The organism is Nocardia sp. NPDC047654, from assembly GCF_043205035.1.
Taxonomy (GTDB): Bacteria; Actinomycetota; Actinomycetes; order Mycobacteriales; family Mycobacteriaceae; genus Nocardia.
The window spans coordinates 443,572-457,444 of the sequence record NZ_JBIDDF010000002.1 but is presented as its reverse complement, the minus strand read 5'-3'; the positions used below and the strand labels follow the sequence as shown (position 1 = coordinate 457,444).

The 13,873-nt window shown below is 70.4% G+C and carries 10 protein-coding genes; 5 read left to right on the top strand and 5 right to left on the bottom strand.

All coding sequences use genetic code 11. From position 1 onward, the window contains the following. The first annotated feature begins 77 nt into the window (after window positions 1–77). Window positions 78–653: a TetR/AcrR family transcriptional regulator gene (locus ACGF7Y_RS10465; protein ID WP_393231784.1), complete on the top strand. Its 576-nt coding sequence runs from the start codon at window positions 78–80 to the stop codon at window positions 651–653. Window positions 654–849: 196 nt separating this feature from the next. Here the strand turns inward: ACGF7Y_RS10465 and ACGF7Y_RS10460 are convergent, their stop codons facing one another. Both ACGF7Y_RS10460 and fadD5 read right to left on the bottom strand, forming a co-directional pair. Further along, the gene (locus tag ACGF7Y_RS10460) at window positions 850–1,452 is read right to left on the bottom strand and encodes a cysteine hydrolase (protein ID WP_393231782.1); all 603 of its coding nucleotides are present in this window, start codon (window positions 1,450–1,452) and stop codon (window positions 850–852) included. A 67-nt stretch (window positions 1,453–1,519) separates the two neighbouring features. Next, entirely contained in the window at window positions 1,520–3,091 is a 1,572-nt protein-coding gene (fadD5, locus tag ACGF7Y_RS10455) for a fatty-acid--CoA ligase FadD5 (protein ID WP_393231779.1), read from the bottom strand. A gap of 342 nt (window positions 3,092–3,433) precedes the next feature. On the opposite strand from fadD5, the gene ACGF7Y_RS10450 reads away from it, so the two are divergent. Further along, the gene (locus tag ACGF7Y_RS10450; RefSeq protein WP_084498590.1) at window positions 3,434–4,411 is read left to right on the top strand and encodes a nitronate monooxygenase family protein; all 978 of its coding nucleotides are present in this window, start codon (window positions 3,434–3,436) and stop codon (window positions 4,409–4,411) included. 6 nt (window positions 4,412–4,417) lie between these two features. Here the strand turns inward: ACGF7Y_RS10450 and ACGF7Y_RS10445 are convergent, their stop codons facing one another. Next, window positions 4,418–5,389: an MBL fold metallo-hydrolase gene (locus tag ACGF7Y_RS10445; protein WP_393231775.1), complete on the bottom strand. Its 972-nt coding sequence runs from the start codon at window positions 5,387–5,389 to the stop codon at window positions 4,418–4,420. Window positions 5,390–5,541: 152 nt separating this feature from the next. Here ACGF7Y_RS10445 and ACGF7Y_RS10440 point away from each other — a divergent pair, with 152 nt between their 5' ends. The 3 genes from ACGF7Y_RS10440 to ACGF7Y_RS10430 are packed head-to-tail and all read left to right on the top strand — an operon-like array spanning window position 5,542 to window position 12,784. Beyond that, the gene (locus ACGF7Y_RS10440) at window positions 5,542–5,838 is read left to right on the top strand and encodes an acyl carrier protein (RefSeq protein WP_393231773.1); all 297 of its coding nucleotides are present in this window, start codon (window positions 5,542–5,544) and stop codon (window positions 5,836–5,838) included. Continuing rightward, window positions 5,835–10,907, top strand: a complete 5,073-nt coding sequence (locus ACGF7Y_RS10435; protein ID WP_393231770.1) for an SDR family NAD(P)-dependent oxidoreductase — start codon at window positions 5,835–5,837, stop codon at window positions 10,905–10,907. Before ACGF7Y_RS10440 ends, ACGF7Y_RS10435 begins: the two co-directional genes overlap by 4 nt. After that, entirely contained in the window at window positions 10,904–12,784 is a 1,881-nt protein-coding gene (locus ACGF7Y_RS10430) for a fatty acyl-AMP ligase (protein WP_393231767.1), read from the top strand. The genes ACGF7Y_RS10435 and ACGF7Y_RS10430 overlap by 4 nt, the downstream gene beginning before the upstream one ends. Window positions 12,785–12,833: 49 nt before the next feature. Here ACGF7Y_RS10430 and ACGF7Y_RS10425 read toward each other — a convergent pair whose 3' ends face one another. Then, window positions 12,834–13,238 (bottom strand): RNA-binding S4 domain-containing protein, encoded by a 405-nt coding sequence (locus ACGF7Y_RS10425; RefSeq protein WP_245549225.1) that lies wholly within the window; start codon window positions 13,236–13,238, stop codon window positions 12,834–12,836. A gap of 3 nt (window positions 13,239–13,241) precedes the next feature. After that, window positions 13,242–13,832 (bottom strand): C40 family peptidase, encoded by a 591-nt coding sequence (locus tag ACGF7Y_RS10420; RefSeq protein ID WP_040871243.1) that lies wholly within the window; start codon window positions 13,830–13,832, stop codon window positions 13,242–13,244. Window positions 13,833–13,873 lie beyond the last annotated feature (41 nt).

Here is a 13,873-nt window from a genome sequence, read left to right as displayed (position 1 = left end):
GCACCCGCCGACCAGGGGCAATGCCCCGGGATCCGTCCGGAACCGGACGCATACGAGACATTTGTGCGGGAGGCATCGTGCCGGAAGAACAGGACAGCGCCGATCGCCGGGTCCGGCGCACCAGAGCCCTGCTGCATCGGGCGCTGATCGAGCTCATGGTCGAGCGCGCTTATGACCGGATCACCGTCCGCGACATCCTGGCTCGCGCGGATGTGGGGCGGTCGACGTTCTACGCGCATTACCGGGATAAGGACGATCTGCTGTTGCGCAGCAGCACCGATTATCTGCGCGCGACCATGGCGGCGGCCGAGACGAACGCCGAAGCGCCCGAACCGCTGGCGCCGGTTCGTACGCTGTTCGAACTGGCCGCCGGTAATCCCGAGATCTATCGGGCGCTGCTCGGCCGCAAGAGCGGCACCGTGCTGCTGCGCACCACCCGGGTGATGGTCGCGCAGATCCTGGCCGAGCGGCTGCGCGACCGGCTTGCGATGCCGGAGGACGAGTTCGCGACCACCGTGACCTTCCTGTCCTGGGGCATCGTCGGCCTGCTCGGCGCCATCGCGGAGGGGCACCCACCGCTCTCGGCCGAGGACGCTTACCGACGGGTGATCAGCCTGGTCGGGCACGGGTTGACCGAGCGTGCCCACGAGTGAGCGGGGTTCGCACCGGGTCACACGATCCGATCGCCGAGTTCGGTCGCTTCGGTACCGGCGATCCTTATGTCCGTGAACCCACTGCGCGATCACAGCCAGCGCGGCGAGCAGCGAAATCACGACTGTGGCTATCGCGCACCGAGTTCGTCGATTTCCGGCTCCCGGCCGGAGAGCTTACGTCCGGCGCGAAGCCGGCTCAGCGGCCGACCCGTTCCAGCGCCTCCGCGGCGCGCACGCTGCCCGCGGTGACGAGTTCGAGGTTGGCCAGCGCGGCTTCGTGCGCTTCCGGGGAGGCGGCGGCCACGCAGTCGGCCACCGGGTACACGGTGAACCCCAGATCGGTGCCGTGACGCGCGGTCTGCTCGACGGTGAGATTGGTCGCGACGCCCGTGACGAAGAGCGTCTCGATACCCTGATCCGCCAGCCACTCCGGCAGTTTGCTGCCCGCGAGACCGGACAGCTTCTGGTTGTCGAAGACTTCTGTCGGCTGCGCCGCCATTTCCGGAATGATCGCCGCGCCAGGAGAATCCGGCCGGAACTCGGTCTGCGCCGCGCCGACCGAGCGCATGAATCCGGTGTTGCGCACCAGCTCGCCTTCCCCGACCGGGATGGTGAACCGAGTGAAGATCACCGGCATTCGCGCCGCGAGCGCCGCGGTGTGGAAGTTCGCCGCCCGCGCCACCACGCCCGAGGTTGCCACGGGCGCGGCCAGCATCGGACCGAAAAAACCTTCCGGCCGAATGACATTCACCTGCCAGTGCAGCGCCAGCACGGCGGCGCGGATGCGTCGGGTAGCCATACGACGACCTTACGCACCCGCGCCCGTGTGAATCGTCCGATTCACGTGAAACGAACAAACCGCGCACTCAGGACGAATAGTCCTTGCGCAGCTGGACTTTCACCACCTTGCCGCTCGCGTTGCGCGGCAGCTCGGCCAGCAGCACCAGGTCCTTGGGGTGCTTGTAGCGCGCCAGGTTCTCGTTGAGGAACGGCTCCAGCTCGGCCAGGGTCAACTCGTCGTCCGGGTTGTGTAGTGCGACCACCGCGACCGGCACCTCGCCCCACTTCTCGTGCGTGCGGCCGACCACCGCCGCCTCGCGGATCTTCGGGTGCGCGAACAGGACGTTCTCCACCTCGGCGCAGTAGATGTTCTCTCCGCCGGAGATGATCATGTCCTTCTTGCGGTCGACCACATAGATGAAGCCCTCTTCGTCCTGACGGACCAGGTCGCCGGAGTGGAACCAGCCGCCCGCGAACGCCTCGGCGGTGGCCTCCGGCTTGTTCCAGTAACCCTGCATGAGCGTCGGGCCGCGGTAGACGATCTCGCCGACCTCACCGGGTGCGACATCTTTCATCTCGTCGTCGACGATACGTGCCTGAATGGTCGGGATGGGCTTGCCGACCGAGCCGAGCTTGCGGATCGCGTCCTTGCCCTCCAGCACGCAGGTGATCGGCGACATCTCCGTCTGCCCGAATACCGCGACGTTGAACGCGTTCGGGAAGCACTCCGCCATCGCGCGCAGCACGGTGTCCGAGGCGGGCGCCGCGCCCCAGCTGAGCGCCTCCAGCGCGAGCTTGCGATCCTTCACCGTCGGGTGGTCGCAGACCAGCTGCCACTGGGCGGGCACGCAGAAGGCGGAGGTGGCCTGCTCCTGCTCCAGCGCGTCCAGGAACTCACCGGCGTCGAAGGCGCCGAGCGGATGCAGCACCGTCTTCGCACCGAGCAGGAAAGCCGGGGCGAGACTGCCGAGGCCAGCGATGTGGAACAGCGGCGAGGTGCACAGCCCGATCGACTCCGGCTGCAACGCCAGCGCCCGGATGCAGGTCAGCGCCTGGGCGTTCATGTTCGCGTGGGTCAGCACCGCGCCTTTCGGGCTGCCGGTGGTGCCCGAGGTGTACATGATGAGGCTGGGGGTGTCCTCGGGGATGTCCAGCGGGGTGTGCGGCTCACCCGGCTCGGCGAGCAGGTCGTCGAAGCCGATCACGCCGTCGCCGGACGCGCCGCCGATCACCACGCAGGTCTCCAGGGTGGGCGCCTGCGCCTGCACGGCGGTGGCCAGCGGCTGCAACACGGTGTCGGTGACGACCGCCTTGGCTCCGCTGTCGCTGACGATGTAGGCGACCTCCGGCGGCGTCAGGCGGAAGTTGACCGGCACCGCGATCGCGCCGAGCGCGTTGATGCCGAACACGGCTTCGAGGTACTCCGGGTAGTTCAGCGCCAGGATCAGCACTCGGTCGCCGAACCCGACGCCCCGGCGGGCCAATCCGTCGGCGAACTTCAGCGACCGCTCGTGCAACTGCCGCCAGGTGGTGTCCACGCCACGGAATCGCAGCGCGACCGCGTCCGGGCGCATCTGCGCGTGCACGGCGAGCTGGTTGTTCCAGTGGTTGCGCCGCGACCTGATCGGTTCGTCGAGCGCTGCTGCCCCGGTGGTCATTGCCACGAACTCCTCTCGGACCGTCATCGGCCCGCCGGGTTGTCCGACGGCGGCGACGGGCTGAATCGCGTGCAGAATAGCAACTAACTTAAACGACCGGCAAGGGATAGCGAGATGAATCGGGGTTAATCAGCCCGACTCGGGGGTCGAGCCCGGCGGCGCGCCTTCTAGCAGGCCATACGAACTCATCGCAAGTCGCGGCACCGCGCGGACAACGCCGGGAAAGATCATCAAATATGCGAACCTCGGCTCACTTATGAGTTGAATGCGAGGCGATCCTCGTGTCACCATCGACCCCAACGGGCGAACCGGCACGCCCGCGCGAGGTATAGGAGAAGCGCAATGCTGCGGACCAGGTTCACCGAGAAGTTCGGAGTGGAGCACCCGATCGTGCAGGGCGGCATGATGTGGGTGGGGCGGGCCGAACTCGTCGCGGCGGTCGCCAACGCGGGCGGGCTCGGCTTCATCACGGCCCTGACCCAGCCGACCCCCGACGACCTGCGCCGCGAGATCGCGCGCACCAAGGAGCTGACCGACAAGCCGTTCGGCGTGAACGTCACCATCCTGCCGTCGATCAACCCGCCGCCGTACGCGGAATACGTGCAGGCGATCATCGACAGCGGCATCAAGATCGTCGAGACGGCGGGCAGCAACCCGGAGCCGTTCCTGCCCTACTACAAGGACGCGGGCATCAAGGTGCTGCACAAGTGCACCAGCGTGCGGCACGCGCTGAAGGCCGAGCGGATCGGTGTGGACGGGGTGAGCATCGACGGCTTCGAGTGCGCGGGCCATCCCGGCGAGGACGACGTTCCCGGCCTCGTGCTCATCCCCGCCGCCGCCCGCGAACTGACCATCCCGATGATCGCCTCCGGCGGGATCGCCGACGCCCGCGGCCTGGTCGCCGCGCTCGCCCTCGGCGCGGACGGCGTCAACATGGGCACCCGGTTCCTGTGCACGCAGGAGTCCTCGATCGATCAGAAGGTCAAGGAGAAGATCGTCGCGAACTCCGAGCGCGACACCCAGCTCATCTTCCGCACCATGCGCAACACGGCGCGGGTCGCGGACAACGAGATCAGCCGCAAGGTCGTCGAGATCGAGAAGTCCGGCGGCACCTTCGACGACGTGCGGGATCTGGTCGCGGGAGCGCGGGGCCGCCGGGTGTTCGAAGAGGGCGATCTGGACGCGGGCATCTGGTCGGTCGGCCTGTGCCAGGGCTTGATCCACGACATACCGACCTGCGCCGACCTGATCGGCCGGATGGTCACCGAGGCCGAGCAGCTGATCACGGCGCGCCTCGCCGAAACCGTGGTGGTCGGCTGACCGGAGTTACCTGGCCGCGCGGGCGGTGACGGCCGCGTAGTCGTGGCTCGCGACGAGTTCGATGCCGTCGGGCAGCGCGTGCAGGCGGTGGATGGTGGTGAAGGCGGCGTCCCGGTCGGCATCGAACAGTTTGCCGGGCATCGGCGCCTTCTCCCGCAGCAGATCGACCTGCAACTTGCTCCAGACGGCGTCGCCCGCGAGCAGCACCCTGCTGCCGTCGTCCACCGCCAGCAGCACACCGATGCTGCCCGGCGTGTGGCCCGCGAGATCGACCAATAGCACCGAACCGTCGCCGAACAGGTCCTTGCTGCGCGGGAAGGTCAGCACCGGCGGGCCGTCGAGGTCGAAGCGATCGAAGCCGCGTCCACGCAGCGGGCCGCGCGCCACACCGGCAGGCGCGTGCGGACCGCCCATCGCCCAGTCGTACTCGGCTCCCGGCAACCGGATCTCGACCGATGCGGGCAACTCGAGCAGGCCCGAGACATGGTCCCAGTGCAGGTGGGTCGGCACCACGAAATCGATGTCCTCGCCCGCCACGTCGTGCGCGGCGAGCGCGTCGGCCAGACCGAGCACCGGCTTGTCCGGCGCGACGAGCAGCGGCACCGGGAAGGGAAGTTCCGGCAGCACGCGTTCGTGCACGCCCGCGCACAGGGCCGGATCGACCAGGAAACGCGCCTTCGGATGCTCGACGAGGAACGCCGCCATCGACAGCCGCATCTCCCGTAGGCTGCGCACGCCCTCGGCCACGATGGTGGTCGGCGCGGACATGGTGGCCTGGGTCAGCACGGTGAGCTCGACCGTGGCGCTCGCGGGGGGCGGCGGCAGCACCTCGAGGTTCGCCAGCAGGGTGGTGTCGGGGCGGCGCGGCCGCAACAACCGGCCCGGCGTGGCCGCCAGCGCGGCGCAGCAGCGCAGCAGTACGGGCAGAGTCGGTGTGCGCTCGGCGCGGGTGGCGGCACCGCTGTCCGGTTCGGTCACGATGCCACGGTATGCGATCACCGCCGGTTCGCGAAAGAGCCGGGCTGGCAGCGGATATGCGACCTTGCTCCGGACGATTTCTCCGGCATAATCGCGGGGGTACCGATCTCGAGTGGGTAACAGCAGCCGGGGAGACGGGGAGGGAGGACGCGATGCGGCCCAGTCTTCCGGACGGGCACAGTGGCGCACAGGAGAACGAGGGTTCGCTCGGCTATAGCCGGCGCACCGCGCTCACTTGCGCTGCCGTCCTGGCTGTCGCGGATCTACTAGGCGTCGACGCCGCCACGGTGTCGACCAGTTCGCCCTTCACCGATCTCGGCCTCGGTTCCAGTCAACTCGCGAGGCTGACCGCCCATCTCGAAGACGCCATGGGAGTCGAGGTTCCGCTGACCGCGATCTACGACCATCCGGACATCGAACAGCTTGTCGAGTATCTCGCGATGCGATGAGCGGCGCGCCCACTGACCCCGCCTGCTCGCATCCACCCGTCTCCGTCATCGGCATCGGCTGCCGACTGCCCGGAGCGGCGAGCGCCGCCGAGTTCTGGCAACTGCTGATCGAGGGCAGGGACGCCACGTCCACCCCGCCCGCCGGGCGGCTGGGCTCCCGCCACGGCGGGTACCTCGACGACGTCGAGTCCTTCGACAACGACTGGTTCGCCATCTCCGACCGCGAGGCCGCGCTCATGGACCCGCAGCAGCGGCTCGCGCTGGAGGTCGCGGTCGAGGCGCTCGACGACGCCGGGATCGGCTATCGCGTACGGGGTTCCGGGACAGCCGTCGTCTTCGGCGCTTCGGGGTACGACCACGGCATCGCGGTACTCGGCCGCGCGGGCCACGACGCGCCCTACGCGGTGACCGGGTCCGCGCTCAGCATCATCGCCAACCGGCTGTCGTACGTGCTCGATCTGCACGGGCCGAGCCTGGTGCTCGACAGCGCCTGCTCGTCCTCGCTCGCCGCGGTGGACCTCGCCGTCCGGCTGCTCGCCGACGGCACGGTCCCGTTCGCCATCGTGGGCGGCGTCAATCTCGTCTTGCTGGAGCACACCTCGAACTACCTGGCCGAGGGCGGGTTCCTGTCGCCCGGCGGGCGGTCGGCGCCGTTCGATGTCACCGCCGATGGCTACACCCGTGGCGACGGCTGCGCCGTGGTGGTGCTGCAACGCAGTTCGGACGCGGTACGCGAGGGCAACCGGGTCTACGCGGAGATCGTGGGAAGCGCTGTCGGGTCGGACGGGCGCTCGAACGGCCTGTACGCGCCGAACGGCCGTGCGCAGCAGGAGACGTTGCGTACCGCCTGGTCGCGGGCCGGGAGCGCGCCGAGCCGCGCGGGCTACATCGAATGTCACGGCACCGGCACTCCGTTGGGCGACGCGGTGGAAGTCGGCGCGCTCGCCGCCGCGGTCGGCGACAGCGCCGGCGATCCGATCTGGATCGGCTCGGTGAAGTCGAACATCGGGCATCTGGAGGCCGCCGCCGGAGTCACCGGGATGGTGAAGACCGCGCTGTCCATCCACCACGGGATGATCGCCCCGACGATCAACGTCGACACCGAGCACCCACTGTTGCACTTGGCCGAGCGCGGCCTGCGTGTGCCGACCGAGCCGGTGGACTGGAGCCGGGTGGCCGCTCCGGAGCGCGTGGCGGGCGTCAGCTCGTTCGGATTCGGCGGCACGATCGCGCACATCGTGCTCCGCGGCGTCGACCCGGCCCGGTCCGACCGTGCTGAGCACTTCCCGATTCTGCTGACGCTCACCGCGCGCGACGACGAGGAATTGCGCGAACGCGCACAGCGGCTGGCCGTCGAACTGGACGAGGCGCGGCCGCCGCTGCCCGAGTTCGCCTCGGCGGCGGCGCGATCGCTTCCCGAGCAGGCCCGGGCAGCGGTCCTCGCGCACGATCACGCCGACGCGGTGCACCGGCTGCGCGCTTTCGGAGGCGGCGACGCAGGCGCGGCGCTCGGCCCCGTGGTGAACCGCCGCCGCGGTGGGCTGTTGTTCCTGTTCTCCGGACAAGGCGGCCAGCATCCGAAGATGGGCCGCGCGCTGGCGGCGCGGTATCCGGTCTTCGCCGCCGCGCTCGCCGAGACGACCGACGCGATCGTGGCGGCGGGCGGGCCGCGAGTGTGGACACCGCGCCACGGTTTCTCCTCATCGAGTGAGACGCAAGCCACCGATCTGGTGCAGCCCGCGTTGTTCGTGTTCCAGATGGCGCTGGTGAAGCTGCTGGCGGCGTGGGGAGTTCGGCCCGACGCGGTGGCGGGGCACAGCCTGGGTGAGATCGCGGCGGCGGCGGTGAGCGGTGCGCTGTCGGTCGCGGACGCGGCGCGCGTGGTGGTGCTGCGCAGCGCGACCCTGGCGCATCTGGACGGGCACGGCGCGATGGCGGTCCTGGAGGCGCACCCGGACGAAGCGGCCAAACTCGTGGAGCCGATGCGGGCGGAGGTGGCCATCGCCGCGGTCAACGGCCCGAGATCGGTTGTCGTGTCCGGCACGCCACGCTATGTCGACACACTGGTGCGGCGCGCCACGCGCCGCAACATGTTCGCGCGCAAGCTCGCGGTCGACTTCGCCGCGCACAGCCCGCAGGTCGTTACTGTGCTCGCGCCTTTCGTCGCGGCGTTGACCGAGATCACCGCCCGGACACCGCGCGTGCCGGTGTACTCGACGGCGCGGCGCGGCATGAAACTCACCACGGCGGCGATGGACCGCGACTACTGGTCCGAGAACGCGGCGGGCACGGTGGAATTGGCGGCCGCCTTGGAACGCGCGGCGGGCGACGGCATCTCGACCGTGGTCGAGATCGGCCCGCATCCGTTGCTGCTTCCGGCGGTGCGGGAGTATCCGGACTTCCGCGACGGCACGCATGCCGTGGCGCTGCGCGATGACGAGGCGAGCGGCTTTCTCACCGGCTTGGCGCGGCTGTACCTGGAGGGGCGGCCGGTCGATTGGTCCGCGCTCGGTCCCTTCGGCCCGCTCGCACCGCGGCAGTGGCGCAAGCGGAGGTTCCCGCTGCTGGTGGCCGGGCCCGCGAGCGCGCACGTTCCCGAATCCGCGTTCGCCGCCGAGGATCTCGCTCATCACGTGGTGCAGGGCGAGGGCATCGTCCCCGCCGTCTTCTGGCTGCGCAGGCTGCTGCGACTCGCCCGGGACACCGCAGGGACGGCCGCCCTGGCCGACTTCGCCGTGCACGAGCGAACCGATCCGGCCGCGCTGGCCGAGGTCGTCTACCGCGGGCCGGGAGCGGAGGAAAGCGTGCGGGCGGAGGTCACGGGCACCGGGACGCTGGCTTCGGCCCGGCCCGCCGGTGACCCCACACCCGCGGATATCGTCGCATGGATGCGGGTGGTCGATGCAAACCGGGCCGCCCGGCACCACATGCGCGTCATCACCACCGGCGCTTTCTACCAGGAATTGCGCCGCAGGCGGCTGGAGTACGGTCCCCGGTTTCGCACGCTGCGCGGTATCGCGGCGGGTACCGGACGCGCGCTCGGCCTATTCGACGCCGCTGAATTGCACCGCACCGCAACGCTGGACGGCTGCCTGCACGTGCTCGCCGCGGCGGTGTTCGACGAGTTGCCCACCGCATCGATTCCGCTGCCGATCGGCATCGACTCGGCCTGGCTGTCGCACGAGCCGAATCGCCACGTGCTCGAGGTGCACGCGCTGGTGCGGGAGCGCGGCGACACCGGACTGGTCGGGGACGTCATCGCGACCGACCAGCACGGCGTGCCCTGTCTCGCCTTCTCGGGCGTGCGCATCCGTTACGCCGACCCCGGCGCGGAGGAGGAACTCGGCGCACTTCGCACGGTACGTGCCGACGAAACACAGGCCGGGCCCTTCCGTCACGAGATTTGGCGAGCTCGCGATCCCGGCGCGTTCGGGATCGGTGATGCGGCCGAGAGCCTCGTGCGGCGCGCAGTGGTGGTGGGTGCTTCGGATCTCGCGGTACGGCTCGCCCGCGCGCTGGACGCCGAACTGCCGACCGAGCGGATCGCACGCGAACCGGACGACGCGAGCCCGCTCGTCGCCGCGGTCCTCACCGGGCGCGGCGGCGGCCACGCCGTAGTGGCCGTCTGGCCCGCGGATTCCGGCGGGAGCGACGACCAGAACGCCGCCGCGGCGACGAGTCGCGTCCTCGAACTGCTGCAACTGGTTTGCGCCCACGCCGCCACCGCGTCCGTGACGGTCGTACTGCCGCTGCGGGACGCGGCGCGCGCACTCTCGCGGCCCGACGAGCCCGGCGCGCCGATCTCGATCGTCCCCGCCGCGATCGCCGGGCTGGTTCGATCGCTCCAGCTCGAGACGGGCCGGACGGTACGGCTGATCTGGGCCGACCCCGACCTCAGGAACTTGCCGCCGCTCACCCGTCTGGTGACGGCTACCGACAGCGCGATTCCCGGCGAGCTGCGCCTGTCGGCGGGCGAGGTCGCGGTACGGCGCTTCGCGCCCGCGCGAGCGCGCGCCCTGCCGGTCGCCGGCATCGACGCGAACGGAACCTACGTCGTCACCGGCGGTCTCGGCACGCTCGGTTCGGTCGCCGTGCGCTGGTTGCTCGACGGAGGCGCGCGCGACGTGGTGGTGCTGACCCGCGCGCCCCGCCCGGTGCCCGCGCTGCTCGACGGCTTGGAGGACCGCATCGTCGTAGTGCGTTGCGACGCCGCCGACCGGGACGATCTGGCCAACGCGCTCAGCGATATCCGGGCCTCGGACTCCGCGATTCGCGGCGTCGTGCACGCGGCGGGCGTGCTGGAGGACGCCGGATTCGACGCGATCACCACCGGCCAGGTGGCCAGGACGTTCCTGCCCAAATCCACCGCGGCGGGCAATCTGATCGAGCTCACCGCTCCGGACGCCACGGATTTCGTCCTGTTGTTCTCCTCGGCCACCGGTGCGCTCGGGGCGCCGGGGCAGGCCGCCTACGCCGCCGCCAACGCGGCGATGGACGCCCTGGCACAGCGTGATCCGGGCAGGCGGATTCTGAGCGTCGGCTGGGGGCTGTGGGATTCCGGCCTCGCCGCGGCCGCCGGCGGGGCGGCCCATCTGCGGCGCGCGGGCATCGGGGCGTTCGACCTGCGGAGCGGAAGCGCCGTACTGTCCCAGGCCCTGCGCTACGACGGCCCGTACCTGCTCGCCCTGGAGTACACCCCGACGACCGACACGTCCCCGGTCGCGGTGCGGTTGGCGAATTTGCTGGCGCCGACGCCGGATTCGAGCACCGCTGCCACCCGGCACACCGCGACCGAGCCCACGCCCGCGGAGCCGACCGAACCGCTGACCACGATCATCCGCAGGGTCCTCGCGAGCACGCTCGATCTGCCGGCCGAGCACATCGACCCCGCCGCCGACTTCAACGAGTTGGGGCTCAGCTCGCTGCTCGCGATCGAGATGCGACGGAATCTGGAATCGCGGCTGCGCGTCCGGATCGCCACCGCGGAGTTGTTCAAGCACCCCACCATCACCGCCCTCGGCGCGGCCCTGCTCGAGCGTGTGACCACGCGTACCGGAGACGTCTCGTGAGCAGCGACGCGCACCCGGCAGGCAATGGCCTCGCCACGTCGGTGGCCGCGTGGGCAGCCACCCGGCCGGACGAGCCGGCGTTCACCGAACTGCGCTTCCGCGTGCAGGAACGGGTGGCCGTCACGCTGACCTACGCCCGTCTGCACGCCGCGGCGGGCGCGCTGGCCGCACGACTACGGCAGGAGAGCGCGCCCGGCGACCGAGTGGCCCTTCTCTGCGCCCACGGCATCGACTACGCGGTGGCGTTCCTCGCCTGCCTGTACAGCGATCGAGTCGCGGTGCCCCTGTTCCCGGCCACGGGCGCGCGCAACCGCGACCGCCTGCACGCCGTCCTGGCCGACGCCCGGCCCACGCTCAGCCTGCTCTCGACGCGGGACGAGATCACCGCGCCGATCCTCGGTCCAGCGCTCGGCCGGATACTCACCTTGCCCGCGACCCTCTCGGAAGCGGAGTGGGGTTCGGCCGATCGGATTCAGTCGAGCACCCATCCGGTGCTCGCGACGGCGGATGCGGTCGCGCGGCAGGCGGAATCATCGCAGGCACCTTCCGGTACGCCGGGCATGCCTGCAGCCGCTTCGACCACGGGTTCGGCCGCGGTGGACTTCGCGGCCGCGCCCGTCATCGACCCGGTGGGCGACGAACTCGCCTACTTGCAGTACACCTCCGGCTCGACCAAGTCTCCCGCCGGTGTCCGCGTCACCCACGGGAACCTCGCCACGGCGTTGACGCAGCTCGGGCACGCCGTGTCGGTCGCGGACGATCGGCCCGTCGTGTCCTGGCTGCCGTTCTTCCACGACATGGGGTTGATTCTCGGCCTTTCGCTGCCGCTGTTCCTGGGCGTGCACGGCATCACGCTTGCGCCCGCCGAGTTCGTGAAGCGCCCCGTCCGCTGGCTGCGCGCGATCTCCGACTACCGCGCCGGTACCACGGGGTGTCCCAATTTCGGCCTGAAGCTCGCGGTCTCGGGCACTACTCCCGCCGAGCGGGCCGGGCTCGATCTTTCCGGACTCGACCTCGTGCTCAACGGATCGGAACCGGTCCGCGCCGACGCGCTCACCGAATTCACCGAGACCTTCGGCCCATACGGCTTCCGCCATCACGCGCACACCCCTGGCTTCGGGTTGGCCGAAGCCACCCTCACGGTCACCGTCTGCGACCAGCACGAGGCCCCGGTGTGGCAGCATTTCGACCGTGCCGCGCTGGCCGAAGGACGCGTGGTCGCGCTACCCGAGGCAGCGCCGGGATACGGGGACGGCGTGCCGCTGGTCGGGTGCGGCGCACCCGTCGGGCAGGAGCTGCGAATCGTCGATCCGGTGGCGGGGACCGTGCTGCCGGCCGGGCGCGTCGGCGAGATCTGGGTAGCCGGAGACAATGTGTGCGACGGGTATTTCGGCAGGCCGGATGCCACCGAGGAGACCTTCGGCGCCACCGTGCCGGGGAGCGCCGCCCGCTGGCTGCGCACCGGCGACCTCGGATTCCAGCACGAGGGGCAGCTCTACATCGCGGGCCGCCGCAAAGACGTCATCGTGGTCGACGGGCGAAATCACTATCCCGCCGATATCGAGGCGACGGTGCAGGCATGCGCCTCGGAGGTCCGGCCGGGCCATGTGACGGCGTTCGGGCACGACGACGGGCTTCGCGAAGACCTGGTCGTGGTCGCCGAACTCGTCACGCTCGGCGGCCGCGAGACGATCGAACTGTTCGCCCTGGCCCGGCGCATCCGCACCGCGGTCGCGTCCATCCACGAGGTGATGCCCGGTGCGGTGCTGCTCGTGGAGCCGGGACGGATTCCGAAGACCAGCAGCGGCAAGCTCCGCCGCGGCGAGTGCAGGGCCCGCTACCTCGCGGGCCGGCTGCAGCCGGTCGCCATGATCTGAAGCCAGCGAATCTCCGCGGAGCGAACGGTCCCGACGAGGACGCGCTCGTTCAGGAATCGGCTCGGCCCATGAGGCGATCGGTCTCGCGCCGCTCACGCTTCGTGGGCCGCCCAGCGCCGCGGTCGCGACGGGGCAGGCTCGCCACGATCTCGCGCGGCGGAGGAGGCGGACTGCGATCGATCAAGCATTGCGCGGCGATCGGAGCGCCGACACGCTTGGTGACGATCCGCTCCACGATGACGATGCGTTCGATACCGCCGGCCCGGATGCGGACCTCGTCACCGGGGCGTACGGGTTGGGCGGGCTTGGCCGTCGCGCCGTTCACCCGGACGTGCCCACCGCGACATGCCTCCGCGGCGGCGGATCTGGTTTTGAACAGGCGCACCGCCCAGGTCCACGAGTCGACGCGGGCCTGGGTCGCAGTGCTCTGGATGCCGGATTCGGCGCGGGCCACTCGTCAGACGATACGGCGTGCGGTGACCACCATGTCGGGGCGCAGCGGTGTGTAGGACACCGGCGTACCCGACTGCACCGCGTTCAGCAGCTTGTTGTCACCCGCGTAGATGCCGACGTGACCGCCGCCGTTGGTGATGACGATGTCGCCCGGCTGCAGGTCGTGGTAGGCGACCGGAGCGCCGACGTGCGACTGCTCGAAGCTGGTGCGGGGCAGTTCGACGCCCGCCTGGCGGAACGCCCACTGGACGAGGCCGGAGCAGTCGAAGGCCCGGGGACCCGCGGCGCCCCAGGAGTACTGGGCGCCGACCTTGGTCTTGGCGGCGTCGAGGGCGATATCGCCCGGGGAGTTCTGCTGCTGGCCGAACAGGCCCGGCAGCATCGGCGCGAAGTTGGGAGCCTGCGGAGCGACCTGCTGCTGCGCCTGGGGAGCCGCGGGGGCAGCCGCGAGCGCCTGCTGGATCTGCTGATTGAGCTGCTGGACCGGCTGTTCCCATTCTTGCGGAACGTCGAAATTGCCGACACCGGGAACGTTGATGGTCGCGGCCATGGCCGGAATCGCGGGCATGGCGCCGGTCGCGGCCACCGCACCCATGACAATCGCACCCTTGACGGAATTCGGAACCCGAGAATCCC

Bases quoted from the DNA above. Each gene is read 5' to 3' on its own strand.
- ACGF7Y_RS10440 (WP_393231773.1), top strand. From the start codon at position 5,542: ATGCGGCCCAGTCTTCCGGACGGGCACAGTGGCGCACAGGAGAACGAG.
- ACGF7Y_RS10435 (WP_393231770.1), top strand. From the start codon at position 5,835: ATGAGCGGCGCGCCCACTGACCCCGCCTGCTCGCATCCACCCGTCTCC.
- ACGF7Y_RS10420 (WP_040871243.1), bottom strand. From the start codon at position 13,832: ATGGGTGCGGTGGCCGCGACCGGCGCCATGCCCGCGATTCCGGCCATG.
- ACGF7Y_RS10460 (WP_393231782.1), bottom strand. From the start codon at position 1,452: ATGGCTACCCGACGCATCCGCGCCGCCGTGCTGGCGCTGCACTGGCAG.
- ACGF7Y_RS10450 (WP_084498590.1), top strand. From the start codon at position 3,434: ATGCTGCGGACCAGGTTCACCGAGAAGTTCGGAGTGGAGCACCCGATC.
- fadD5 (WP_393231779.1), bottom strand. From the start codon at position 3,091: ATGACCACCGGGGCAGCAGCGCTCGACGAACCGATCAGGTCGCGGCGC.